A 26712-nucleotide genomic window follows, 5' to 3' on the forward strand; every position below is an offset into this window, starting at 1 on the left:
CTGATAAGCTTAAAACTAGTTATTTAACCATTAACTTACTACTCCATACTTTATCATTACTACTTGTAATTTTATAGAAATAAAGCCCAGAATTTAAATTTTTCCGTTGTACTGAAATCATATTTTGACCTTCTTTTGTATCGCCATTCATATCATGAGATGAGATTTTTTTACCAGCCATATTGAACAGCTCAAAAGTATAAGTACCTGCGCTTTCTTCGTAAAAATAAAGACTAGATTCAGATTGCATAGGATTGGGATATACCACTGATTCTGAAGTGTCTTCGGAAATAAAAATCTTATTATCTTCATTATTGTTGAAAGAAACATTGGATAAGCTCATTTGCTTTTCCTCAACACTACCATCTTCAGATAATAAATTAAAATTGATGACTTTTAAGCTGGCGAAATCAGTTGTTACATTCGTTGAACTTTTGAAATCTGCGTCTAATAAATTAAAGGTATTAGTCTCGGAAGTTAAATTGACTTTTGCTGTGTATGATTCTCCATCGCCCTTTAATAATTTTACTTCTAAAACTCCTGTTCCACTAGCCTCAAAAGTCAGTTTTCCGTAATCCGATAAATTTACTGGTGTAAACCGTGGACTCAGTGCGCGATACACTCCAATATAGCTTGATGTTTTTCCGCTCAACTCAACATTTCGTTCAACAGGGTAGCCATCTTCCATATAGGGCATTTGAACGGGCATCACTTCATAATTATCTACCGTGGTACCATCTGATGAGCCATCTAATCCCCATGGCGCATCGGCTACAAAAAGGTCATCCGGAGTACCATTGGCAATACTCACTCTAAAACCAAAATCGAAAATATTCCCCGTGCTTAAAGCAACGGAATCTAAGTAACCATCTATAGGTGCTGCTAAAGTCATGCTCTCCGTCTCGCTGGTTTCTGTCTTTTTAAGACCGCCTTCTAGTTGTATTTTCTCTGTCTTATTATTATTTACCAAATTAAGGATGACTTCTCCTTTGGCATACTTAGCCGATTTTACAAAAACTGGAGGTGGTGTAGAACCCTTAAATTCAGAAATTGGACTATTCACTTCTAAGAGGTTCAAAATCTCATCTGCCAGCAAAAGCAAATCATCTACGGTATTAGACCATATCTGAAAATTATAATAGGCCGCATTATCTTCATAAGCATCAATATTCCAATGCGATTCTACAACAAACTCGTCGTTAGCATCTAATCGTGCAGAAAAGGTTAATGCAAATTCTGTATTTCCGTCTGGCTGTTTAATAATGGATTTTATAAAATCTTTCTCTCGCAGCTGTATATTAGATACAGATAATAGCTGAGCACCAAGAAATCTATCGCATATAAACTTACTATGTTCATAAACTTTATTATCAGTCTTAATAACCATTAACGCGCCTATGTTATCATCCTTCCTTAAATAATCTACCGAGTATATATCAGAAGCATTGGTAAGATCTAAGAGATCGGCCGGAGAAGATTCTATAGTACTGCTTTCACCAATCACATCTAAAGGAACTAATTGCTTTAAAGGAATAGCATCTGGTGAAAATTTTCCCGTCTTGGCATAAGTAGCGCCTTTCATCACCTTTTTGGCCGTTAGTTTATCAAACTTATAATTAGTCCTAGCCCGGTTGTAATTCCGCTCTCCGATAAGTGAGGATAACCTGTCATTACTCTCTAAACCACCATCATTAGCTCCTGAGGTAAGGCTGATTGTTGGGCAAGAAGCCACACCAGAACATGAAGGATCATCACAATCTACAAGCCCATCTCCATCATCATCTACTCCATTAATACAATCTTCTTGAGGCACAGGTGCAGTAGGACATCTTGCTCCATCATTACTAGATGCAGCAGGACCAAAAGCAAAAATATTGGATTTCATTACGCCAAGGCTTATATCCTGAACGCTATCTATTTTATAGACCGCACCGGTTTGATTGGCCGAAATATAAAAATTACCATCTACATCAAAATAAACAGCACCAAATGTGTAGTTCAACCCTTCTAAAATAGGTACTTCACCCAATGATTCCACTACTCCTGTTTCAGCAGAAATTCTATAAAGAACGTTGGTTCCTCGTTCTACTGTATACAGCTTATTATCCTTAGCATTAAAAGCCCAGTCAGCTATTGACAGGCTTTGGCTCAAGGAGAACTGTCCTAAATATTCAAGGTATGTTTCAGATTCGGGATTTAAATCAATTTTATAATAAGAAGCGCCTCCGGCTTTAAAGTAATAGATACCATCTGTTGAAATATCTCCAACGTATTTATTACCGGATGGTAGTTCCGGAATAGTATGCTGCTCTACTGTAAAATCCTTTCCTATACGAACAATAGATTGAGACGGAGTTGATAAATAACCCCAAATATAACCGTCCGTTGTATTATAAGCTACGGCATTTACATTACCAGGAGTAATATTTTCCGATACTAAATATGAACTGCCTGAAGCTAGGTCTAGTGCATAAATATCATTATATTGAAACAAGTAAGCATTAAAATCACAAGCAAACGGAGTTGATTGAGATTGACCCATTATACCCGATAATAATATCAGATAGGTCATTTTTTGTAAAAAGAATTTCATGATAAGTAGTTTTAGGGCATACTTTATGGGTAAAATTTGGGATATGTAAGAATTATTTTTAGTGTATAAGTTTTTTCTTACCTTAATGCTATGTAAAAATATATAACTATTTCATTTTCTTTTTATTGCTGTCTTACAAAATTATCAGTCAAGATGTGCGTTACTAGTAGGTGAAATAGTGATTTCTCATAAAATTGATGCTAATTTTGTGAAACTCATTTTAAACTTCCGTGTTCTTTCGTAATTTGCGAGGACCATTTAGATACAAAATATGCAAGATATTACCCGACTTTTTGACTTCCCCTACTATCAGTTGGAGAAATATAATTTAGAAAAATCACTTATCTCAAAAAAGGGCGGTAAGTGGGTTTCTTTATCCACTCAAGAATACATAGACCAAGCAAATACAATTAGTCGTGCGTTACTCCGAATGGGGGTAAAACCTAACGACAAAATTGCGGTGATTTCTCTAACAAACCGTACGGAATGGAATATCATGGATGTTGGTATTCTACAACTAGGCGCTCAAAACGTTCCTGTTTACCCTACAGTTTCAGAAGAAGATTATGCCTATGTATTGAACCACTCAGAAGCTAAATACTGTTTTGTTTCTTGCGGAGAAGTATACCAAAAGGTAAGTTCTGTTAGAGATCAAATTCCAAGCTTGGAACATGTCTACTCTTTTGATGAGATTAGCGATTGCGATAGTTGGAATAAAGTTCTTGAGCTTGGTGCAGATGCTTCAAACCAAGAAGAAGTAGAGAAATTAAAAGATTCGGTTAAAGCGGATGATCTCGCTACCTTAATTTATACTTCCGGAACAACAGGAAGACCTAAGGGTGTTATGTTATCTCATGACAACCTAGTAAGTAATGCTATTGAAAGTTCTAGTCGTTTTCCTATAGAAGACGGCAAGGCCAAGGCATTAAGTTTTTTACCACTATGTCATGTTTACGAACGTATGTTGATTTATCTCTACCAGTATAGAGGTGTTTCTATCTACTATGCTGAATCTCTTGATGTAATTTCCGAAAATCTAAAAGAAATACAACCGCATGTAATGACAGCCGTGCCAAGGCTTTTAGAAAAAGTATACGACAAGATATATGCTAAGGGCACTGAGCTAACGGGTATTAAAAGAAAATTGTTTTTCTGGGCGGTGGACTTAGGTCTTAGATATGAGCCTTATGGTAAAAATGGATGGTGGTACGAACAACAACTAGCTATAGCCAGAAAACTTATTTTTAGTAAATGGAAAGAAGGTCTTGGCGGAAACCTAGGTATCATTGCTTCTGGAAGCGCAGCATTACAACACCGGCTTGCACGTATTTTTAACGCTGCCGAATTTGGACTGATGGAAGGTTATGGCCTTTCGGAAACATCGCCAGTTATTTCTGTAAATGATATGCGTAATGGAGGTTTCCGTATTGGAACCGTTGGTAAGCCAATAAACCGAACCGAAGTAAAGATTGCTGCCGATGGTGAGATTTGCATAAAAGGTCCTCAAGTAATGCTAGGCTATTATAAAGATCCACAGAAAACCGCAGAGGTTATCATAGATGGTTATTTCCATACAGGAGATATTGGTGAGTTAGATAGTGATGGCTTTTTGAAAATCACAGACCGTAAGAAAGAAATGTTCAAAACCTCTGGAGGTAAGTATGTTGCTCCTCAATTATTGGAGAATCGTTTTAAGCAATCTCGTTTTATAGAACAAATTATGGTTGTAGGTGAAGGCGAAAAAATGCCAGCAGCCCTTATTCAACCAGACTTTGACTTTTTACACGAGTGGGCTAAATTGCACAATATTACGATACCTGAGAATTCAGACATCATTAAAAACGAACAAGTTTTAGCTCGTTACCAACAAGAAGTTGATGAGGCAAATGAAAAATTCGCCAAATGGGAGAAAGTAAAACAATTTCGTTTAACACCAGATGTATGGAATATAAGCGAAGGTCACCTTACTCCTACCCTAAAACTTCGTCGGAAGATTATCAAAGCTAAATATATGGATCTCTATGAAGACATTTATGGGCGTTCTTAATGCCGAAAATCCAACATCTAGATTTTAACAAAAATTTATTCCTTTCCTAACGAAAGCCCTCACCCCTTACGAATAAAGTAAAATCTTCATATTAGCGTTGCTCTTCTGGTTTAAAAATTCAAAAATATATTATGCATGCATAATATATTTTTTGTATATTTGATAACCGTCAACCCACCTTATGTATGAAAGATATTACAATAGACTACGCATTGCGTGCCACATGGCAGGCAGTAGCGCGGATGTACAACGAAGAGGCTAAAAAGTTTGATTCAACCATGGCCGTAGGATTTACACTGTTGAGTGTTGACCCTAAGACCGGCACACCTTCTACCGCTTTAGGGCCTAAGATGGGTATGGAAGCAACAAGCTTATCGCGTATTCTTAAGAGGATGGAAGAGCAAGGACTTATTGAGCGTAAACCAAACCCCAAAGATGGGCGCGGCGTACTAATCTACCTGACGGAATTTGGATTAGAGAAAAGAAACGATTCAAAAAATGTGGTCTTGCGGTTTGACGAATCGGTTAAAAATAATATTTCCGAGGATAAAATCAACAGCTTTTTTGAGGTTATGGAAACCATAAATGAGCTTATTACAGAAAAAAACATTTACAATAATGACAATCTGATGAACGATTAAGATAGTCTTAATTCTAAAACAGATTAATTAATAACCCAATAACTACATCGTGAACAAGCATATTAAAAAAGTAGCAGTCATTGGATCCGGAATTATGGGTAGCGGCATTGCTTGCCATTTCGCAAATATCGGAGTAGAAGTGTTGTTGCTCGATATCGTTCCAAGAGAATTGAGCGATAAAGAGAAAGCAAAAGGATTGACACTAGAAGATAAGGTAGTGCGTAACAGGTTGGTAAACGACTCATTAACAGCAGCTTTGAAATCTAAACCTTCACCTATCTACCATCAAAAATTTGCATCGCGGATCTCTACGGGTAACCTAGAGGACGATATTGCAAAAATTAGTAAAGTAGATTGGATTATTGAGGTTGTGGTAGAACGTCTTGATATCAAGAAAATGGTTTTCGAAACTATCGAAAAACACAGAAAGCCTGGTACCTTGATTACGTCTAATACCTCTGGTATTCCTATTAAGTTTATGTCAGAAGGCCGAAGTGATGATTTTCAGAAGCATTTCTGCGGAACGCATTTCTTTAATCCGGCACGTTACTTAAAATTGTTCGAGATAATTCCTGGTCCTGAAACTTCGCAAGAAGTTCTTGATTTCCTTAATGGATACGGAGAACAGTTTTTAGGAAAGACTTCTGTTGTTGCTAAAGACACTCCTGCGTTTATTGGAAACCGTATTGGTATTTTCAGTATTCAGAGTCTTTTTCATACGGTGAAGGATATGGGTATGACTATAGAAGAGGTAGATAAACTTACCGGCCCTGTTATTGGCAGACCTAAGTCAGCCACCTTCAGAACTGTTGATGTAGTTGGTCTAGATACTTTGGTACATGTTGCCAATGGTATTTATGAAAACTGTAAAGATGATGAGAGAATAGAGCTTTTTAAATTACCTGGTTTCATCAATACGATGATGGAGAGTAAATGGTTGGGAAGTAAAACTGGCCAAGGGTTCTATAAAAAATCGAAAGATAAAGACGGAAAGACCGAAATCTTAACGTTGGATTTGGACACTATGGACTATCGTGCCAAGAAAAGTGCCAAGTTCGCCACACTAGAGCTTACCAAGACCATTGATAAAGTGGTGGACCGTTTTGCTGTACTAGTTGGTGGAAAAGATAAAGCCGGAGAGTTCTATAGAAAGAGTTTCGGTCAGTTATTCGCCTATGTATCGCATAGAATTCCTGAAATAACAGATGAGCTTTATAAAATTGACGATGCCATGAAAGCCGGTTTTGGCTGGGAACATGGACCTTTCCAAATTTGGGATGCAGTTGGTTTAGAAAAGGGACTTGAATTTATTAAAGCAGAAGGCTTGGAAGCCGCTGCTTGGGTACAAGAAATGAAAGCTTCTGGAAACGAAACGTTTTATTCTGTAAAAGAAGGGTCTACATATTTCTATGACATTCCTAAAAAGTCCGTTGCAAAAATACCAGGTCAAGATGCTTTTATCATTTTAGATAATATTAGAAAGACCAAAGAGGTTTATAAAAATAGCGGTGTAGTAGTTGAGGATTTGGGTGATGGCATTTTAAATGTTGAATTCCAATCAAAAATGAACACCATTGGTGGTGATGTACTCGCCGGTTTAAATAAAGCCATTGACCTTGCCGAGAAAGATTTTCAAGGTTTGGTTGTTGGTAACCAGGCGGCAAATTTCTCCGTAGGTGCCAATATTGGAATGATTTTCATGATGGCCGTTGAGCAAGAATATGACGAGCTTAATATGGCTATTAAAATGTTCCAAGATACGATGATGCGTATGCGTTACTCATCAATTCCAACTGTTTCTGCTCCTCACGGCATGACCCTTGGTGGCGGATGTGAGCTTTCTCTTCATGCGGATATGGTAGTAGCTGCGGCTGAAACTTACATTGGTCTTGTAGAATTTGGTGTTGGTGTTATCCCTGGCGGTGGTGGCTCAAAAGAGTTTGCTGTTAGAGCGCAGGACACCTTCAAAAAGAACGATGTTGAATTGAATGTCTTACAAGAATATTTCTTGACAATTGGTATGGCCAAAGTTTCAACTTCTGCTTACGAAGCTTATGATTTAGGTATTCTTCAACATGGTAAAGACATAGTGGTGGTGAACAAAGACCGTCAGATTGCAACTGCAAAAGCACACGCCAAACTAATGGCTGAATCTGGGTATACGCAACCGGTTAAACGAACAGATATTAAAGTTCTTGGTAAACAAGCTTTAGGTATGTTCTTAGTAGGTACGGATTCTATGGAAGCTAGCCACTACATAAGTGAGCACGATAAGAAAATTGCAAACAAACTGGCCTATGTAATGGCTGGTGGCGATTTGTCGGAGCCTACTTTGGTAAACGAACAATACCTATTGGATTTGGAGCGTGAGGCTTTCTTATCGCTTTGTACCGAACGTAAAACGCTCGAGCGTATCCAACACATGTTAAAGACAGGTAAACCTTTAAGAAATTAAACACATGAAAACTGCATATATAGTTAAAGCATACAGAACGGCTGTCGGAAAAGCTCCGAAAGGTGTTTTCAGATTTAAGCGGACAGATGAGCTCGCCGCGGAGACCATTGAATACATGATGAAAGAATTGCCGGATTTTGATAAAAAACGGATTGATGATGTCATCGTTGGTAACGCAATGCCAGAAGGATCGCAGGGTCTGAACATGGCTAGGCTGATTTCATTAATGGGATTAGACATTGTTGACGTTCCTGGTGTTACGGTAAACCGTTTTTGTTCTTCAGGTATAGAAACTATTGGTATTGCTACAGCAAAAATTCAGTCGGGAATGGCCGATTGTATTATAGCTGGTGGTGCTGAAAGTATGAGTTCTGTACCAATGACGGGATATAAAACTGAATTGAACTACGATTTAGTAAGTGAAGGTCATGAAGATTACTACTGGGGTATGGGAAACACCGCCGAAGCAGTAGCGAACGAGTACAAAGTATCTCGTGAAGATCAAGATGAGTTTGCTTACAACTCTCACATGAAAGCTCTAAAGGCTCAGGCAGAAGACCGTTTTCAAGATCAGATTGTTCCTATTGAAGTAGAGCAAACTTACATTGATGAAAATGGAAAGAAAGCCACTAGAAAGTACACAGTAAATAAAGATGAAGGACCAAGAAAGGGAACTTCAATAGAGGTTTTAAACAAATTGCGTCCAGTTTTTGCTGCTGGCGGAAGTGTTACTGCAGGTAACTCATCACAAATGAGTGATGGTGCAGCGTTCGTAATGGTTATGAGCGAAGACATGGTAAAAGAATTAAATCTTGAACCTATTGCTCGTATGGTGAACTATGCTGCTGCCGGTGTGCCTCCAAGAATTATGGGTATCGGTCCAATTGCAGCCATTCCAAAGGCTTTGAAGCAAGCAGGTTTAAAACAAAATGATATTGAATTAATTGAGTTAAACGAGGCGTTTGCTTCGCAATCACTTGCCGTAATACGTGAACTTGGTCTTAACAAGGATATCGTAAACGTAAACGGAGGTGCTATTGCACTAGGTCACCCATTGGGCTGTACCGGTGGTAAATTATCCGTGCAACTTTTTGATGAAATGAGAAAACGAAATATGCAAGGCAAGTATGGTATGGTAACCATGTGTGTGGGTACAGGACAGGGTGCTGCCGGTATATATGAATTTTTGAACTAATACAAGACAACTAACATTAAGTATAAAACTATGAGCAAAGAAATTCTACGTGGTGGTCAGTTTTTGGTAAAAGAGACCAACTGCGAAGACATCTTCACTTTAGAAGATTTAAGTGAAGAGCAAAAAATGATGCGTGACAGTACCAAAGAATTCGTTGATCGCGAACTATGGGCACATTGGGAACGCTTTGAGAAGAAAGATTACGCTTATACAGAAGAATGTATGCGTAAAGCAGGTGAGCTTGGACTTTTAAGTGTTGCTGTTCCTGAATCATATGGCGGAATGGGCATGGGCTTTGTTTCTACCATGTTAGTTTGTGATTATATTTCAGGTGCTACAGGTTCATTTAGTACAGCTTTTGGTGCACATACAGGTATTGGTACTATGCCAATTACTTTGTACGGATCCGAAGAGCAAAAACAAAAGTATGTTCCAAAATTAGCTTCTGGTGAATGGTTTGGCGCTTATTGTTTAACGGAGCCTGGTGCAGGTTCTGATGCCAATTCTGGTAAAACAAAAGCGGTACTTTCCGAAGACGGAAAACATTATAGCATCTCCGGACAAAAAATGTGGATTTCAAATGCTGGGTTTTGCAGCATGTTCATTGTTTTCGCAAGAATTGGGGATGATAAGAATATCACAGGGTTTATTGTTGAAAACAAACCTGATAACGGTATTACATTAGGAGACGAAGAGAAGAAATTAGGTATTCACTCCTCCTCTACTCGCCAAGTATTTTTCAGCGACACGAAAGTACCAGTTGAAAATATGCTTTCTGAACGTGGCAATGGATTTAAAATAGCCATGAATGCTTTAAATATTGGCCGTATTAAACTAGCTGCAGCTTGTTTAGATGCTCAAAGAAGAGTCATCAAAGAAGCGGTTGTATATGCCAATGAGCGTATTCAGTTTAAGACACCAATTATGAATTTTGGTGCTATTAAAGCTAAAATCGCAAATATGGCTACCAACGCATATGCTGGTGAATCTGCTAGTTATCGTGCTGCCAAAAATATTGAAGACCGTATTGCTATCCGTGAAGCGGAAGGTAATACACATCAAGAAGCTGAATTAAAAGGTGTTGAGGAATACGCCATAGAATGTTCTATCTTAAAGGTTGCTGTTTCTGAAGATGTTCAAAACACAACTGATGAAGGTGTTCAGATATTTGGTGGAATGGGCTTTAGTGCCGATGCTCCTATGGAGAAAGCATGGAGAGATGCTCGTATTGCTCGTATTTATGAAGGTACTAATGAAATTAACAGAATGCTCGCAGTGGGTATGCTTGTTAAGAAAGCAATGAAAGGCCATGTGGATTTATTAGGTCCTGCATCTGCAGTTGGTGAAGAATTAATGGGAATTCCTTCTTTTGACACTCCTGACTTCTCTGAACTTTTTGCTGAAGAGAAAGATTTAATAAAGAGATTGAAGAAAGTTTTCTTAATGGTTGCCGGTAGTGCCGTACAAAAATATGGTCCAGATTTAGAAAATCATCAGCAATTGATGCTTTCTGCAGCAGATATTCTTATTGAAGTATATATGGCTGAAAGTACCATCTTAAGAACCGAGAAAAATGCCAAACGTTCTGGTGAAGATTCTCAAAAAACTCAAATAGCTATGTCTAGACTATATCTATACAGTGCTACTGAGACTATTATACAAAAAGGTAAGGAAGCTATTATTTCTTTTGCTGAAGGCGATGAACAACGCATGATGCTAATGGGCTTGAAACGCTTCACTAAATACACGAACAATCCTAATGTAGTAGCACTACGTACGGAAATCGCGGACAGAGTTGCCGCTGATAATGCATATACTTTTGATTAGTATATAACTCAAGTGTTTGTTGTTATAACTTAAAAGCACCCCATTGGGGTGCTTTTTTTATGTTCCATAGTAAGCTAGATTTTAGCTTCGCATAGATTCTTTAATATCTTCTGTACTTTCTTTTTTAGCAAAGTTCACAGCACATTCAATTAAGGCTAAATGCGAGTAGGCTTGCGGGAAATTCCCCAATAACCTTTTTGTTTTAAAATCCAAATCTTCACTAAAAAGACCTAAATGGTTACTGTAGCTCAATAATTTCTCAAATTGCTCAAGCGCTTTATCGTGCTCTCCAATTTTAAACAGACTATTTACATACCAGAATGTACAGACTGTAAAAGAAGATGAAGGCAGTCCAAAATCGTCTTCATTCTTATAACGATATAGAAGACCGTCATTACTCAAATCTTTACCAATTGCCCTTACCGTCTTTTTATAGCGCTCATCGGAAGCATTTACACAACCATAAGATTCCATAAGTAAAACAGAAGCATCTAAGTCTTTAGACCCATAAGATTGCGTATAAGCCCCTACTTCTTCGTTCCAAGCATTTTCGTAAATATCGTTCCAGATTTCTTCACGAAGTGGCTTCCACTTTTCTATTTTATGCTTTTTACCAAGCATTTCGGCTACTTTTATCGCTCTATCTATAGCGGTCCAACATAGCACCTTAGAAAAGGTAAAGTGTCTGTCTTCGGTACGGAACTCCCAAATTCCCTTATCGGCTTCATGCCAATGGTTTCCAACAATCCATACAATACCTTTGGTAATAGACCATAAATCTTCACCGTTTTCAATATCTACACTAAATTTTACCATCTGTTCATAAATGACATCCATTAAAATACCATAGATATCGTTTTGTTTTTGATGATAAGCGGCATTACCAACACGTACAGGTTTTGAACCTTTGTAGCCACTTAAGTGCTCCAACGTTTCTTCGGTTAATTTTTTCTCTTTGTTGATCCCATACATGATTTGCAGTTTCTCTGCCTTGTCAGGAATCAAATCAATAATGAATTTCAAGTAACGTCTGGCGACATTCTTATGACCAAGTTCTGAAACTACTTTTATAACCATAGAGGCATCGCGAATCCAGCAAAAACGATAATCCCAGTTCCTCACCTCACCTATGGTTTCTGGTAAAGAAGTGGTAGCTGCAGCCAAAACGGCTCCAGTTTTATCGTAACTCAAAAGTTTCAAGGTCAATGCGCTTCTTGAAATCTCTTCATTGAACTTCTTGTACGTTGGTGTTTTTGTAGACCAGTTTAACCAATATACCTTGGTGCTTTGTAATTCTAGATAGGCCTTAGCTGTAGTAGTTGGAAAAATTTTTTCATTATAACCCATCAAGAAAAAGCCGTCTTCGGTAAGGGTCAGTTCTTTCCCTTCTAGAACAGCTTCTTTATCAAAAGAGGTATAGAGAAAAACAGTATCAAATTTAACGTCATGGGTTAGACTGGCTATAAAATCACTTTTAATATAGCTTTTTGTTTCACCGGCCGCATATTCCAACTTAGGGTCATACACGACTTTAAATTTAGGAGTACCTGCAACTAGCTTAATATATCTCACAAATTCCGGAGGAGCTACATACGTGCCATCCTCTTTATGGTACCGTGGCATAAAATCATGAATTTCAAAACAATCATCACCATCAGTGAATTTCGTTATTAAAATACAAGTACGTGGTTCGTATTTCTGGTCAATAGTATATGAATCGTCTACCAACACTTCAAAACTACCTCCTATTTCCTCATCTAAGAGCTTTGCAAATACCGATGGCGAATCAAATTCTGGCAAACAGCACCAATCTACGCTCCCAGTTTTCGATATTAACGCTGCACTTCGGCAATTTCCTATTATTCCGTAGTCTAAATTATCCATTCAATAAAATTGTTGATTCAATAGGGTAACGTATTGTAATTACCCTTCTTTTTCACGAAATTTAGAGAAATTAAATATAAAACACCGCAAAATATCCAATTTATGGGCAAAACTATCATAATCTCAAATAGACTACCCGTTCAATTACAAATTAGCAACGGAGACATAACTGCAATACCAAGTGTTGGTGGTCTGGCAACGGGAATGAAGTCCGTCCATTCAGGTGGCGATAGCCTTTGGATTGGCTGGAGCGGACTTACCGAAGAGGAAATTCCAAAAGAACTGGAGCCTAAAATAGACGCTGCACTTGCTGAACACGGTTCTTCTAAAGTAAAGCTTACCGAAAAGGAAGTAGATGGATTTTACTACGGATTCAGTAATAGAACCATTTGGCCTTTATTCCACTACTTTTTAGAATATTCAGAGTTTCAGCTAGATTATTGGAATACCTATAAAGAGGTGAACCAAAAATTTGCCGATGCTATTTTGGCAAATACAGAGGATGGTGATACTATTTGGGTACATGATTACCAACTTATGTTAGTACCACAGATGGTGCGGAAAGAAAGACCGGATGTATCCATAGGTTTCTTTTTACACATTCCGTTTCCTTCATTCGAAATTTTCAGAACCCTACCTTGGCGTGAAGAGCTATTGGAAGGTGTACTTGGTTCTGACCTTATAGGTTTCCACACTTATGATTATGAAAGACACTTTCTTAGTTCCGTAAGACGTTTGTTAGGGCTTGAGGTTAGTTTCAACGATATTACTATGGGCGACCATGTGATTAAAGTTGATTCTTTTCCCATGGGTATCGATTACAAGAAATTCAGCGATGCGGCTAAAATTCATTATAATAAATCAAAAAACGAACAATCTGAGCTGCAACAGCGACTTAATACACATCAAGAAACTGATCCAGACGCTAAATTCATTTTGTCTATAGACCGTTTGGATTACAGTAAAGGTATTGCGAAACGACTTAACGCTTTTGAGTATTTCTTAAACAAATACCCACAGTACAAAGAAAAGGTAAGGCTTATTATATTGGCAGTTCCTTCGCGTTCTAACGTACCACAGTACCAATTATTAAAAAGAGAAATAGATGAATTGGTAGGTAGAATTAACGGTGAATTTTCAACCGTAAGCTGGACGCCTATTTGGTATTTCTACCGCTCTATGCCATTTGAAAACCTCATTGACTTATATACTTCTAGTGATATTGCTTGGCTTACGCCGTTACGCGACGGTATGAATCTTGTTGCCAAAGAATACATTGCTACACGTACAGATCAGACCGGTGTTTTAATTTTAAGTGAAATGGCGGGTTCTGCGAACGAAATGAATGAATCATTACTCGTTAACCCTAATAATTTTGAACAGACCGCAGATGCATTGGATGAAGCTATAAATATGCCAGTGGAGGAGCAAAAAGCGCGAAATTCAGTATTACAAAAAAGATTAGCGCGCTATAACGTAGAGAAATGGGCAAATGATTTCATGACTTCCTTAAAATCTCAGAAAGAACGTGAAGCAGCGAATGTTTCTCATAAGCTAACCGATAAAATCTTTGAATCAATATCAGAAAAATATACAAAAGCTAAAAAGAGATTGCTGTTCTTAGATTATGATGGCACCTTAGCCGGTTTTCACAATGACCCTCAAAAAGCTAGTCCAGATGAACAATTATACAAACTTTTGGACAAGTTAAATAGCCAACCCGGTACTGTTCTTTATTTGATAAGCGGAAGAGATAAAGACACTTTTACCGAATGGTTCTTGCCTAAAAAATACAACATGATTGTTGAACATGGTGTTTGGATTTCCCAAGAAGGAGAACCTTTTAGAATGTTAGAAAACGTAAAGAACGATTGGATGGAGCATGTGCGCCCCGTATTGGAGTCCTTTGTTGATCGTACACCTGGAAGTTTTATTGAAGAGAAAAACTACAGCTTGGCTTGGCACTATAGAAAGACCGATCCAGATTTTGGTGAAAAAAGAGCCATGGAACTTTCTGAAACGTTAACCAGCCTTATAGGCACAGACGACTTAAGCTTACTTAACGGAAATAAAGTTGTTGAAGTTAAGAGCAGTAATGTAAACAAAGGTCGCGCTTCTACACGTATACTTGGCGAAGATGAATATGATTTTGTTTTTGCAATTGGTGATGATTGGACTGATGAGTTCATGTTTCAAGAACTACCCGAAAGCACAGTTACCGTAAAAGTGGGTCGCCAGCAGACCTCCGCTAGATTTTACGTAGAGAATACACTAAAAGTTAGAGATCTTTTACAGAAATTTGCTAAACTGTAATAGACAAACCAGCCAGATGAGAATAAAATACGTTCTAATAATAGCTTTGCTATTTTCTTTACCGAACCTTCAGGCCCAACAGAATACGGAAGTATATCTTTTGGACATAAAGACGGTAAACGGTAAGACCGAAATGGTCAACCCAAGAAACATAAGCAATAATGAAGGGTATGATAACCAACCATCATTCTATAACGAGAACACCATTTTATTCTCATCTACTAGGAGGGGACAGACAGACATTGCCAAGTACGATGTAAAATCTGGTGCGCTAACCTATATTTCGGACACACCACAGGGCAGCGAGTATTCCCCTTTAAAAATTCCGGGTAAGAACTCCACTTCTGCAATTCGTTTGGATACTACAGGTTTACAACGCCTCTATAAATACAGTATTTGGGACGGTACATATACCGAAATTCTTAAGGACCTTAGTATAGGCTACCACGTTTGGTTTGATGAAGAAACGATTGTATCCGCAGCGCTGGGAAATGAAGGTCTTGATTTAGTAGTTTCTAATATTAAAAATGGAAGCCATGATACTATTTGCAGCAATGTAGGTCGTTCGCTTCATAAAATTCCAGGAAAGAACCTCATTAGTTTTATTAGTAAGAAAAATGACCCTTGGGAAGTGAAATCTTTAGACCCAAAAACGGGCAAGATTAAAACCATCACCACAATGTTCAAGAATATTGACGACATCTGTTGGCTTGATAATGGCCATATTATTGCTGCCGATAATAAAACATTAATGGAGATTGCCCCTGAAGAAAGTAAAGAATGGAAACGCTTTTTACGATTGGACAAAAAAGGACTAAACAACATTAGCCGTATTGCAGTAAGCCCAAACGGAAGCCACTTATCTCTTGTGGTAGAACAAACTCCGGAGGCTATTGTACAGAATCAACTAGATGCCTACAATGCTAGAGATCTGAAAGCTTTTTTAAACACGTATTCAGAAGACATACAAGTGTTTAATTTCCCAAATGAACTAAGTCTTGAGGGCAAAGAAGCATTAAAGGAAAGGTATGGCGCTTTCTTTGAATCCACTCCTAACCTACACTGTAAAATTAAAAACCGCATTATTATTGGTAATAAAATAATAGATAAAGAAAAGGTTACCATAAATAAAGAAACCCATTGGGTGGTTGCCATTTACGAAGTGGAAAACGGTAAAATTGCCAAAGTTACTTTTGTTCGGTAAGTTCTATTGAAGCCGCGCACCCATATACTCCCAATAATTATTCTCTCGCAATTTGCTTGCACCTCCTTATGGTTTGCAGGCAATGCCATTGTGGACGAGCTTACTCTTAAAACAGGATTAGGTCCTGAAATTATTGGTTATGTGCTGTCTTCCGTGCAATTTGGTTTTATTATAGGCACTTTAGTTTTTGGTCTTTTTATGATTGCCGATAGGTTTTCACCTTCCCGTGTATTTATGATTTGCTCTATTTTGGCAGCAGCTTGTAACTTCCTTTTGCTTTCCGAAGTTCTATCTAAGTGGACTCTTCTCTTTGCACGTTTTGGTACGGGTTTTTTTCTTGCTGGTATTTATCCGGTAGGAATGAAAATAGCAGCAGATTACTACCAAAAAGGACTAGGTAAAGCTCTAGGTTATTTGGTAGGCGCACTCGTTTTAGGAACTGCATTTCCTTATTTTGTGAGCGGTACTAGTTTAGGTAGTGATTTTACTTTGGTTATAATGATCACCTCCGCACTAGCTATTGCAGGTGGGTTAATATTATGGGCGTTTGTTCCCAATGGGCCATTCCGTAAACCTAGTGCCAAGCTTTCATTAGGTGCGGGACCCCTACTTTTTAAACTCCACAGTTTTAGACAAGCAGCATTTGGTTATTTTGGTCATATGTGGGAACTCTATGCCTTTTGGGCATTTACGCCACTAGCCATCCAAACTTATAATATCATAAGTGGCGCGGAGCTTTCCATTCCCTTATATACAGGAGTTATTATTGCCTTAGGCGGACTTTCATGCGTTTTAGGTGGATTAATCTCATTGCGAACTGGCAGTCGTAAAGTGGCGGTAATTTCATTGCTTCTATCCGGTCTATTCTGCTTGCTTTCTCCCGTACTCTTTGTACTACCCTCTGAATTATTTTTAATAGGATGGTGTCTTTGGGGTATGGCGGTTACGGCAGATTCCCCTCAGTTCTCAAACTTAGTAGCCGGCTCAGTACCACCAGAATTAAAAGGTACGGCATTAACCCTCGTAAACTGCATTGGTTTTGCCGTTAGTATTTTTAGCATACAATTGCTTTCTGCCTTAGCGGAGACAATTGATGTCACCTACCTCTTTACCATTTTAGCTTTAGGTCCAGCCATTGCTCTCTTAGGTCTACTGGGAAAGAAGAAGGATAAGGCCTAGATTAAACACTTCAAACTCTGTTTATAAGAACCTAGCATGTCAAAAAGTACACTAAATTGGAGTAAAGTTTCGGTTTAAACCCATCAATTATAGAAAAAATAAAGGCTGTTGGTCATTTGTCGATTAGCAAGTGAAACTTACAGAGATTAGAACGTAAAAACGTCATACAAAACCGACATGAACAAGACCTAAAACACTGGTTTTAACAATAATAGACTTTAGTAAACGTTAAATTTATGTAAGAATAAACCTATAAAACTATATGGTAATAAATTACATACCCCCGATTTCTTGTAAAAACATAGTAATCTTTCTTCTATTGATATGCACAGCATTGTGCCATTCCCAAAATCTTGTGGTAAACCCAAGCTTTGAGGAATTTATTGCTTGCCCTGATAATTTGGGTATTGCAAAGGATAACATAGTAGGATGGTCCGTACCCACAGACGGAACTACTGATTACTTTAATACCTGTAGCGTTGCAATGGGCGTGCCCTATAACTTTAATGGTAATCAGCAACCAAAAAACGGGTTGGGATATTTAGGCTTTTATTTGTTTGCTGCCAATGATTATCGTGAATTTGCGCAGGGGCAATTAATGGAACCTCTTATAAAGGATACTGAATATATTATCAGTTTTTATATTAGTTTGGCAGAAAAATCTCAGTATGGTATAAAATATATAGGAGTTCTATTCTCTGAAAACGAACTTAATACGGCAAATTCCAAATCTCTATTAAAATATAAAAAGACAGAATCACGAGTGATCAATTTTACAGAGATTGGCAACCCCAAGTACTTTGCAGACAAAGAGGAATGGATGTTTATATCCTTCAGAACAAAAGCAAGGGGAGGTGAACGTTTTTTAACGATCGGTAACTTTAGAAACAACCAATCTACTGTAAAGACCACTACTAAAGGAATTAAAAGTGCTGGCTATTATTATTTGGACATGGTATCGATTAAACCGGTTATGAATGATCCTTTTGATAGGGATTTTCTGCTGGACACTAACTATGTACTAAATGATGTCCTTTTTAAGACCGACGAATATTCTTTGGATGAGAAGGCCAAGAAAAGTCTTCAAATTTTGGCAGATAAATTGAAAAAAAATCCTTCATTACATTTAACCGTTCATACACATACTGATACTGACGGATCGGACCAGTACAATAAATCACTTTCTACAAAACGGGCATTGGCCATAACTGAATACCTAGTTCTATTGGGTGCTGCCAAAGAACGTTTAAAATTTATTGGTCATGGAGGAGGAAAGCCCATTGCCGACAACTCCCAGCCTGAAGGCAAGGAAAAAAACCGCAGAGCGGAATTTGAACTTTCTAAAGGCAAATTCAAGAATTTAAAAACAAACACCGGATTTGCCGAGACCATTTTTGAAGATGAACAGTAAAATTTACTCGGAACTATTATCTTAAACTTCCTTTGTAAGAAATTAGCACTTTCATAAGTAAACTAAATTTGTATTTTAGTCGAGAATTTAATTTAATAATCTTCTATCTCTTCATACAGCTAGGTTATTAAATAATACGTAGGTGATACATGGCAAACTGTAAAAATTGTAATTCTACAATTAGTGAAGAAGATAATTATTGTAATGAATGTGGCGCAAAAATAATTAAAGAGCGGATAACTTTAAAAAGTTTATTCTCACACTTACTGGTTGCTTTAGGTTGGGACAGCAACTTTGTTGTCACCTTGAGGTATTTAATTTACAAACCTCAAGTAGTTATTCAAGAATACATAAACGGAACAAGAAAGAAATTTGCAAACCCTTTTTCTCTTCTTGCAATTATTACCGCTATTTCAGTATTTACTTTTAGCCAGTATTCTGAACAATACAAGCTAATGTCAAAGAACCTTGGCACAGAACAAATCGAAAAGTCAGAAACTCTAGCACCTACTATAGATAAAAGTAATATCAAAGAAGCACCTATATTTGGGTATAAAAATCAAGATGAATTTAGTGATTCTATTAATGTCTTTTCATTGAAGTACTATAACCTTATGGTTTTTTTCTTTTTACCATTTTACACACTTATTGCACGCATTGTTTTTGGCAATCCCTATAACTTTGGCGAGCATCTAGTAACTAATATATACCTACAAAGCATACTGTCTTTCTTAGGTCTTTTGTCATTTATTTTAAGCCTCACAATAAGTGTAAATTTATTTTTTAGCTTCATTATGCTACTTCCAATTTTGTATTATAGCTACACTTACAAAAAGCTGTATCAGCTCACATTTGGTCAACTGTTATTAAGAATTTTTAAATTTGTTGGAGTACTTCTTTTATTATTCTTGATACCTGTGCTTATTGGTTTTTTCTGGGGCTATATAACCAAATAATAACAACTAATTTCCTTTGTATGAGGTATGAAGTAGATTTCGTTTTTATTCATACTATCTAATCGTAAAAATTTAAAATACATCTCTAAATATGAAAAAAAACATCTTAGCATTTATCAAAGAAATAGTTCCCATAATAGCGGGTATTTTGATAGCCATGTATATTAATAATTGGAATGAAGATAGAAAAGACAAGAAATATATCAATCAAATATTCTCATCTATCAATAAGGAATTAGCTGAAACCAATGAAGATATCACCGAGAAATTAGTTGTACAAGAATCTCTTATTGACACTGTAGATTTTTATTTAAAAAACGACTCAACATCTATTTTAGAGATAATACTAAAGGCTGAGGGCATTAAGATTCCTTCAATAAAAATTAATTCTTGGAAGGCTATTTCCAATTCAAAAATTGAATTAATGGATTATGAAAAAATATCTGCTTTGGCGAATATTGAAGAACAAAAAGAGACTTTACGCATGAAGGGTGAATATCTATTGAATTTTATTTATCCAAATACAAAAGAAACAGGAATAGATAAAAAAGAACTTCTAAAACTATTGATTAGAGATATTACGGTTACAGAAAAAATGATACAAAATGAGATTGATAGAATTACAAATGATTAATGCTTGTCACCCATAATGACCATAATAAATATGGCTATTATTACTAATTTAAAACTCTTAGATATTTACGAATGCTAAAAGCACTAAATCCAAAGTCAATTCTTGTAGTTTCAGTCTTTATAAGTCTTTTGTCATGCGTGGATACGAAACCAGAATTGATTCAATTGAACTTTCAAAAGGACTTGTTACCAGAAGGCATTGCCATAGACAGCCGTACTGAAAAAGTATATCTGAACAGTCTTAAAAATAACAAAATAGTAAGTAGCTCTATTAATGGGAGTAATCCTAAGACATTTCTAGAAACTAACGAATATAACTATCTGTCTGGCTTTGGAATGACAATCAAAGGAGATACCTTATACGCTCTAGGCAATAATTTACCAGAAGGAAAAAGTAAAAGTATCCTCTTACTCCTACAACTTTCCACTGGAGCTTTAATTGATTCTTACTCTATTAAGGATTCCGTTTCTCACTATTGGAATGATTTGGCTATAAGCACTACTAACCAAATTTTTATCACAGATTCTCAAAGCAATAAAATCTATAGCATTCAAAGACCTGGTAAAACCGTTCAGATTTATTGGGATTCTGAAGCTGTTCCCTACTCCAACGGTATCACTATTTCCGCTAATGACAACTATTTATACCTAGCATCAGACAACGGAATAGCTGTTATAGAAACAGCGTCTAAAAAACTACTGAATAAACCAAAAGAGGAGTATTCCAGTATTGATGGCTTAAAATATTATAAAAATAATTTATACGGAATCGTAAACGGCTGGGGTGAACAATCACAAAACGGACTGTTTAAATTTGAACTTAATTCTACTGGTACGGAAATTCTAAAAAGTAAAAAATTAGTAGAGTTTACAGAGCGTTTCAGAATTCCTACCACTTTTGACATTTGCGACGGGTACATCTATTTTATAACGAATACACAAATAGATAACCTAGACGGTAATACTAATGAAATTCTGGACTTAAATACCCTGGAGCCCTATAGAATGATGAAAACCCCATTGGAATAACAAGTACAGTTGAAACCATTTATGAATACCTATTTTCAAAATTTAAAGAACAAAAAAAAAGGTGAAGCCAATAGCTTCACCTTTTTGTTGAAAATAGTATCTATTATTTTTGGCAAAGTGTAGCCATAAAAGAACCTTCTATATCATTTTCCTCTTTGGAATCTCCACCTTTTACTCTTCCTGAGATAGTAGTCTCTGTAACTTCCGTAATAACAACACTTGCTCCAAAAAAGGAAGAAGTTCCGGAATCCTCTCCATCTTTATAGAAAAAATAAGGGCCTTTTCCATCATATTCGCCAGGTGCTAATTCTGTGTCCGATGCTACGAAAAAAGAAATATCTCCTATAGATTGAAACTCATCACATTCTTTTGTTTCACTAAAAAGTTTGAATTCATAACCTGCATCTCCAAAACTTTCTCCTTTTGTAAAATGGGTAGTTGCAGGAGCAAAGGCTACAGAATTTAAAAAACCTGAAACAGCTGCCGTACTAATTTCAGCTTCTGTTGAACCTTCTTCTTCTGTGGAATCTGAGTCATCTGTTGAACAGGAAATAAAAAAGGTACTACATGCTAATACAAGACTTGGGATAATAAACTTACGCTTCATCTATTTCTTTTTTAAAGTTTAGAGAAGATTGAACGAATAAAACATTCTTTTATTTAGTTAAGCCATGCATTAGTTTTATTATATATTAGGTTCAAACGATAAATTTTTAATTCCGCAGACAACAAATTGGTCTCTCAATAAACAAAATCAAAAAGAGTAGTCAGTGCCTATAAAAAAGCTGTAAATTCTACCAAAGGGTTTCCGTAATTTTACAGCCAAAACACAGCTCACTTGAAAAACAACACTACACCTATGGAATGGATACTAGAATTTTTAAACAGTGAAAAATCGTTGTTTTTATCCGCAGGTATATTGGGGGCAATTTCATTGATTGTTGGACTACTTTTTTTAATATTCTCTACTCATAAAAGCTTTGCCATAACATTGATAGTCATAGGGGTTTTAGAGATGGTTATGATGTTCCCTACGTACATTAAATACCAACAAAAAATAGATACTAAAATTTCTACTTATGAAAGTGATGTTACTGGATTTATAGCAACCGAATCCATAACAACAGAAAAAGCGCTGACCAGTTTTTTTAGACTGAAATTAATCTACGGCATTTTAATTGTAGTTCTTAGTTTGGCTATGTCTTTCATAAATGACAAATCGTTGCTTTTAGGAGTATTTTCTGCTCTCATTATACATTTGGCATTAGCTATTACCATTGACAATTTTGGAGAAAAATATACAAAAGCATATCTGACCGAATTGACCAATGCCTAAAAAGAACTTGGCATAACACTACATATGCTGTATTCTAAGTACTTACTTCCTTTTAAAAAATACTCGCGAATCTTTTATTTAGTTTGTATTCACTAAATTAAGTGCTTAAAATGTGCATCTAACTGTACACGAAGTGTTGGAAGCCACCTAAGCACAAATTCTTATGAGAGCTGCAGTTTATACAGAATATGGTCCGCCAGAAGTTCTTAAGTTAATGGAAGTGGATAAACCAAGTCCAAAGGACAACGAAATTCTGGTGAAAATTCATGCCGCAACAGTAACCTCTGGCGATGTGCGACTACGTAGTTCAGATTTTCCGGCACTTTTCTGGTTACCCGCAAGGCTTATATTCGGACTTTTTAAACCAAAAAAGAGCATCTTGGGTCATGAATTATCTGGAGTGGTCCAAGACAAGGGGAAAAATGTAACCAAGTTTGCTATTGGTGACCACATTTTTGGGACTACAACAATGCTCAATGCTGGTTCTTATGCAGAATATATTTGTTTGCCACAACAATGGAAACATGGTGTGGTTACTATTAAACCTAAAAACCTCAGTTTTAAAGAAGCTGCCGCCCTACCTATTGGAGCCATGACGGCTATGTACTTATTGGAGAAAGCAGAAGTAAGCAAATCTAAAAAAGTACTCATTTATGGTGCCTCTGGCAGCGTAGGAAGTTATGCCGTTCAACTTGCCAAGCAACAGGGTGCTTCTGTTACTGGAGTATGCAGTGGCCCAAATTTTGAGATGGTACAATCTCTTGGAGCGGACGACCTGCTGGATTATAAAAAAGACGACTATTCCCTTTTAAAAGATAAGTTCGATATTGTTTTTGATGCCGTTGGAAAAACCTCAAAATCAAAAGCAAAAAAAGTACTAAATAAAGGTGGAAAATTCGTTTCTGTAAAAATGCTGACCAAAGAAAAACCTGAACACCTTTCAAAAATTAGAACACTCGCCGAGGAGGGAAAACTCATTCCTTTTATTGACAAAACTTTTCCGTTGGAAGACATCGTAAATGCGCACGCCTATGTTGACCGCGGACGCAAACTAGGCAATGTTATTATTGAAGTATGACCCGCTTAATTAGTACATATATAGCTCTTTACGATACATTTAGTTGCTATTTCATTTTTTACCCAACACACTACTTAAAAAAATAGCATCTCTCGATGTTTTTACATTTATATGATAAACCTTGGTAAATTAAGTAATTTAATTACATATATTTATAGGAAAATTCTTTAGTAAATAAACTAAACTACTCTAGCATGTTACGAAACCTAACAAAATCTAATTTAATTTGCCTGATTGCATTTATGAGCTTATCAATAGGAAATCAGCTTTATGCTCAAAATAGCGTTAGTGACGAGGAGCTTGGTAAAAATCTTATTGGTACATGGGTCTATCAAAAAAATCTTAATGGTGAAGATTCAGGTTTAGCTGTTTCTAATAGAATCAAAACAATTGTGGGGAAACATTGGCAAATAACCCAATCAGACCCTAAAACAGGAGAAGTTGTTTTTCATCATGGTGGGACTTATACAATTGAAAATGGTATATATACCGAAACCATATTATTTGCCAATGAAAGTACTATGAACCTAATTCACCAATCTTTCATGCTTAAAATTAAGATAGAAGGAGATACCATGACACAAATAGGAGAAGGAAATCAATATAATGAGGTCTGGAAACGTACTGAATAGTCCATTCCGATTTTGATGCTTTTTTATTGAAAGTTGATACATGCAGGTTCTCAAAAAGCGAAAAGAATTACTTAATTACTAAGCGGGAAAAGAGTTTAAGTACAGTGCATACTATAACAACTACCTCGGCAAATGTTTAATTGACATGATTGGAGAGAGTATAATGGGAACACTAAAAACGTTTTTGCTATCCTTTTAATAGTACTATTTTCCTACCTACAATATTCATTAAGACATATTTTTTCTCAATTTAAAAATTCATAGAATCATCAATTCTTAAAGTAAGGTATTTTCTTAGGTCTGTATATTACTAGAAACGGGTTAAAAGCTTCCACCCATTTTTTAGGTACAGTAATTAATTAGGAATCAACTTTTTTGATGAGTGACTTCCTCTTCCATTAACGCTTTGATAAATAAATAGAGGGTTTCGGACAATTTAAAATCCTATTCGTCCCTAAATAACTGTCTTTTCTATAAATTATCTATTTCTTTAAAATAATAATGGATAGTTGATACCAATTTATAGAGACTAAAAAAGGAACATCTGCTCCTTACTCTATTACAATATAAGTAGCCAACGGTAAAATTGCGATTAGTATACTCCCCCATCCTTAAGTTAAACAAGGATAAACCATTCTCCCCAGAAGAGTACTATATAAAATAATGTGTAAATAATTTTCAGATAGAGATATTTCTCTAATACTGTAGCAATTCTAGTACTAGTGTTTTAGAAAGTAATACTCCAAAAAACTTAACCAATCTAATAATTTAAACCAAGTACAATGAAAAAAACAATTTTTATGCTCGTCATGATGACATCGCTCATCACATTTGCTCAAAAGAAAAACGGAACAGTTTATAACGAACATCCCGCTATTGATGTGGTTGCTAGTTTTACGGAGGCTTTTGTAAAAGGAGATACTACGAAGTTAGCAAGTATGTTAACGGATGATTTTAAGGCATATAACGGACTTTCCACAAAAGCTAATCCCGAAGGCTCTGGAAAAGCAAAATTCATAAAAAATTCATACCGTTGGTTTGATGAGCTAGATTATTTTTCCGTATCCGATTACCCTGGTTCATACCCTGATGCTGTTGAGTACAAAGAGGACAACAAAAACAATGAAGTGTGGGTCCAAACATGGGATTTATTAAAAGGCATCCATAAAACTACGGGTGTAAAATTTTCTTCGCCAGCACATCGTCTTGTTTTAGTTACCAAAGACAATAAAATTAAAATGACGATCGAATATCTAAACGAAAGCATTTTTGATGAGTTGAGAGCAAGTTTTGTAGACCGTACCAACGGTACAATTTACAACCATCATGACAACATTAATACCGTACGTAAAGCGGTCTATGCATTTGAAAACTTAGATTTAGACAAAGCTATTGGTTACTATTCCGAGGACGCCCGGTTTTATAACATAAATGATGATTTTAATACTCCCAGCAATAGAGATGAAGTAAAAGCTACACGGCAAAAATTTCTTGACAATTTTGAAATTAAAAGTATAGAAATGATTGGCTATCCAGATTACTTGGAATATGAAATGGGCAACGGAAGGTCCGTTTTATCTTGGTGGGATTTTCATTTGGTCAGAAAATCAGACAAGAAAGAAATTACACTCCCTATGCATATTAATGATGATTTTGATGAAGAAGGCAAAATATCATCCGAGATGATCTATTTCAACAGGACAATGCTGGAGAAGTAAAATCAATGCCGTGAATTTTGATACTTCACGGCATTTTTTAATTAAATGCAAATACAACTGTTTTGAAACCTATTGAATAGAAAAAATTATGAATGAAACTATTATAGACCGTGTTTACAAATCCTTCGCTACCGGTGATATTCCAACCGTATTGGGCTTATTAGATGAAAAAGTTGTCTGGAATGAAGCAGAAAGTAATTCCTTAGCAGATGGCAATCCATACATAGGGCCGGAAGCCGTATTAAATGGTGTCTTTGCCAGACTTGGAGAAGAACATGAATACTTTAACCTCAAAGACATTGAACTGCATAATATGTACAATGACAAAGTGCTTGCAACTTTACGGTATGATGCCAAAAGGAAAAACAATGGTGCGCTGTACGATGCACAAGTAGCTCATCATTGGTCACTAAAAAATGGAAAAGTGATAACCTTTCAACAATATGCCGATACCAAGAAATTGGCAGATGCAACCAGTAAATAAATTATCAACTTTTAAATAGTCATATATGAACAGATGATTTTTTTCTAAAACTGGAATTATTATAGTTCTAATTTCAATAACTTTCCTTGGATGTAAT

The 26712-nt window shown here is 36.4% G+C and carries 20 protein-coding genes; 17 read left to right on the forward strand and 3 right to left on the reverse strand.

Annotation, left to right across the window (positions count from 1 at the left end; translation table 11 throughout):
• Nucleotides 1-19: 19 nt before the first annotated feature.
• Nucleotides 20-2593, reverse strand: coding sequence for a DUF6923 family protein (locus HW347_RS07475; RefSeq protein WP_214611263.1), 2574 nt, complete (start codon nt 2591-2593; stop codon nt 20-22).
• Nucleotides 2594-2864: 271 nt separating this feature from the next.
• Here HW347_RS07475 and HW347_RS07480 point away from each other — a divergent pair, with 271 nt between their 5' ends.
• From HW347_RS07480 to HW347_RS07500, 5 genes are all read left to right on the forward strand, one after another.
• The gene (locus HW347_RS07480) at nt 2865-4640 is read left to right on the forward strand and encodes an AMP-dependent synthetase/ligase (RefSeq protein WP_214611264.1); all 1776 of its coding nucleotides are present in this window, start codon (nt 2865-2867) and stop codon (nt 4638-4640) included.
• A 185-nt stretch (nt 4641-4825) separates the two neighbouring features.
• A complete protein-coding gene (locus HW347_RS07485) occupies nt 4826-5281 on the forward strand; it encodes a MarR family winged helix-turn-helix transcriptional regulator (protein WP_214611265.1) in 456 nt (151 codons plus the stop codon).
• Nucleotides 5282-5330: 49 nt separating this feature from the next.
• The gene (locus HW347_RS07490; RefSeq protein WP_214611266.1) at nt 5331-7736 is read left to right on the forward strand and encodes a 3-hydroxyacyl-CoA dehydrogenase/enoyl-CoA hydratase family protein; all 2406 of its coding nucleotides are present in this window, start codon (nt 5331-5333) and stop codon (nt 7734-7736) included.
• A gap of 4 nt (nt 7737-7740) precedes the next feature.
• Complete coding sequence (locus tag HW347_RS07495; protein WP_194549780.1) at nt 7741-8931, forward strand: acetyl-CoA C-acyltransferase; 1191 nt, start codon at nt 7741-7743, stop codon at nt 8929-8931.
• A gap of 30 nt (nt 8932-8961) precedes the next feature.
• Nucleotides 8962-10758, forward strand: a complete 1797-nt coding sequence (locus tag HW347_RS07500; protein WP_214611267.1) for an acyl-CoA dehydrogenase family protein — start codon at nt 8962-8964, stop codon at nt 10756-10758.
• An 81-nt stretch (nt 10759-10839) separates the two neighbouring features.
• On the opposite strand, the gene HW347_RS07505 is transcribed toward HW347_RS07500, so the two are convergent.
• Nucleotides 10840-12642: a glycoside hydrolase family 15 protein gene (locus tag HW347_RS07505; RefSeq protein ID WP_155595783.1), complete on the reverse strand. Its 1803-nt coding sequence runs from the start codon at nt 12640-12642 to the stop codon at nt 10840-10842.
• Between the two features lie 102 nt (nt 12643-12744).
• On the opposite strand from HW347_RS07505, the gene HW347_RS07510 reads away from it, so the two are divergent.
• The 7 genes from HW347_RS07510 to HW347_RS07540 all read left to right on the forward strand — a co-directional run bounded on the left by HW347_RS07510 (nt 12745) and on the right by HW347_RS07540 (nt 21367).
• Nucleotides 12745-14955 carry a bifunctional alpha,alpha-trehalose-phosphate synthase (UDP-forming)/trehalose-phosphatase gene (locus HW347_RS07510; protein ID WP_214611268.1) on the forward strand — a complete coding sequence of 737 codons (2211 nt, stop codon included), beginning with the start codon at nt 12745-12747 and terminating at the stop codon, nt 14953-14955.
• 16 nt (nt 14956-14971) lie between these two features.
• A complete protein-coding gene (locus HW347_RS07515; protein ID WP_214611269.1) occupies nt 14972-16159 on the forward strand; it encodes a nuclear transport factor 2 family protein in 1188 nt (395 codons plus the stop codon).
• 6 nt (nt 16160-16165) lie between these two features.
• Nucleotides 16166-17338: an MFS transporter gene (locus HW347_RS07520; RefSeq protein ID WP_214611270.1), complete on the forward strand. Its 1173-nt coding sequence runs from the start codon at nt 16166-16168 to the stop codon at nt 17336-17338.
• A gap of 355 nt (nt 17339-17693) precedes the next feature.
• Nucleotides 17694-18749, forward strand: coding sequence for an OmpA family protein (locus tag HW347_RS20780; protein ID WP_214611271.1), 1056 nt, complete (start codon nt 17694-17696; stop codon nt 18747-18749).
• 149 nt (nt 18750-18898) lie between these two features.
• Nucleotides 18899-19705, forward strand: a complete 807-nt coding sequence (locus HW347_RS07530) for a DUF3667 domain-containing protein (RefSeq protein ID WP_214611272.1) — start codon at nt 18899-18901, stop codon at nt 19703-19705.
• 91 nt (nt 19706-19796) lie between these two features.
• Complete coding sequence (locus HW347_RS07535; RefSeq protein WP_214611273.1) at nt 19797-20339, forward strand: hypothetical protein; 543 nt, start codon at nt 19797-19799, stop codon at nt 20337-20339.
• Nucleotides 20340-20410: 71 nt separating this feature from the next.
• A complete protein-coding gene (locus HW347_RS07540; protein ID WP_214611274.1) occupies nt 20411-21367 on the forward strand; it encodes a YncE family protein in 957 nt (318 codons plus the stop codon).
• A 103-nt stretch (nt 21368-21470) separates the two neighbouring features.
• Here HW347_RS07540 and HW347_RS07545 read toward each other — a convergent pair whose 3' ends face one another.
• Entirely contained in the window at nt 21471-21974 is a 504-nt protein-coding gene (locus HW347_RS07545; RefSeq protein WP_214611275.1) for a hypothetical protein, read from the reverse strand.
• A gap of 231 nt (nt 21975-22205) precedes the next feature.
• On the opposite strand from HW347_RS07545, the gene HW347_RS07550 reads away from it, so the two are divergent.
• The 5 genes from HW347_RS07550 (at nt 22206) to HW347_RS07570 (ending at nt 26615) form a co-directional block, all read left to right on the forward strand.
• Nucleotides 22206-22703 (forward strand): hypothetical protein, encoded by a 498-nt coding sequence (locus tag HW347_RS07550; protein WP_214611276.1) that lies wholly within the window; start codon nt 22206-22208, stop codon nt 22701-22703.
• A 163-nt stretch (nt 22704-22866) separates the two neighbouring features.
• Entirely contained in the window at nt 22867-23781 is a 915-nt protein-coding gene (locus tag HW347_RS07555; protein ID WP_214611277.1) for an NAD(P)-dependent alcohol dehydrogenase, read from the forward strand.
• 194 nt (nt 23782-23975) lie between these two features.
• Nucleotides 23976-24413, forward strand: a complete 438-nt coding sequence (locus tag HW347_RS07560; RefSeq protein ID WP_214611278.1) for a hypothetical protein — start codon at nt 23976-23978, stop codon at nt 24411-24413.
• Between the two features lie 782 nt (nt 24414-25195).
• Nucleotides 25196-26131, forward strand: coding sequence for a nuclear transport factor 2 family protein (locus tag HW347_RS07565; protein ID WP_214611279.1), 936 nt, complete (start codon nt 25196-25198; stop codon nt 26129-26131).
• Nucleotides 26132-26219: 88 nt separating this feature from the next.
• Entirely contained in the window at nt 26220-26615 is a 396-nt protein-coding gene (locus tag HW347_RS07570; protein WP_214611280.1) for a nuclear transport factor 2 family protein, read from the forward strand.
• Nucleotides 26616-26712 lie beyond the last annotated feature (97 nt).

Source organism: Zobellia barbeyronii (assembly GCF_018603515.1).
Taxonomy (GTDB): domain Bacteria; phylum Bacteroidota; class Bacteroidia; order Flavobacteriales; family Flavobacteriaceae; genus Zobellia; species Zobellia barbeyronii.

Bases quoted from the DNA above. Each gene is read 5' to 3' on its own strand.
- HW347_RS07570 (WP_214611280.1), top strand. From the start codon at position 26,220: ATGAATGAAACTATTATAGACCGTGTTTACAAATCCTTCGCTACCGGT.
- HW347_RS07555 (WP_214611277.1), top strand. From the start codon at position 22,867: ATGAGAGCTGCAGTTTATACAGAATATGGTCCGCCAGAAGTTCTTAAG.
- HW347_RS07495 (WP_194549780.1), top strand. From the start codon at position 7,741: ATGAAAACTGCATATATAGTTAAAGCATACAGAACGGCTGTCGGAAAA.
- HW347_RS07505 (WP_155595783.1), bottom strand. From the start codon at position 12,642: ATGGATAATTTAGACTACGGAATAATAGGAAATTGCCGAAGTGCAGCG.
- HW347_RS07515 (WP_214611269.1), top strand. From the start codon at position 14,972: ATGAGAATAAAATACGTTCTAATAATAGCTTTGCTATTTTCTTTACCG.
- HW347_RS07545 (WP_214611275.1), bottom strand. From the start codon at position 21,974: ATGAAGCGTAAGTTTATTATCCCAAGTCTTGTATTAGCATGTAGTACC.
- HW347_RS07560 (WP_214611278.1), top strand. From the start codon at position 23,976: ATGTTACGAAACCTAACAAAATCTAATTTAATTTGCCTGATTGCATTT.
- HW347_RS07510 (WP_214611268.1), top strand. From the start codon at position 12,745: ATGGGCAAAACTATCATAATCTCAAATAGACTACCCGTTCAATTACAA.
- HW347_RS07475 (WP_214611263.1), bottom strand. From the start codon at position 2,593: ATGAAATTCTTTTTACAAAAAATGACCTATCTGATATTATTATCGGGT.
- HW347_RS07485 (WP_214611265.1), top strand. From the start codon at position 4,826: ATGAAAGATATTACAATAGACTACGCATTGCGTGCCACATGGCAGGCA.
- HW347_RS07530 (WP_214611272.1), top strand. From the start codon at position 18,899: ATGGCAAACTGTAAAAATTGTAATTCTACAATTAGTGAAGAAGATAAT.
- HW347_RS07565 (WP_214611279.1), top strand. From the start codon at position 25,196: ATGAAAAAAACAATTTTTATGCTCGTCATGATGACATCGCTCATCACA.
- HW347_RS07540 (WP_214611274.1), top strand. From the start codon at position 20,411: ATGCTAAAAGCACTAAATCCAAAGTCAATTCTTGTAGTTTCAGTCTTT.
- HW347_RS07535 (WP_214611273.1), top strand. From the start codon at position 19,797: ATGAAAAAAAACATCTTAGCATTTATCAAAGAAATAGTTCCCATAATA.
- HW347_RS07500 (WP_214611267.1), top strand. From the start codon at position 8,962: ATGAGCAAAGAAATTCTACGTGGTGGTCAGTTTTTGGTAAAAGAGACC.
- HW347_RS07480 (WP_214611264.1), top strand. From the start codon at position 2,865: ATGCAAGATATTACCCGACTTTTTGACTTCCCCTACTATCAGTTGGAG.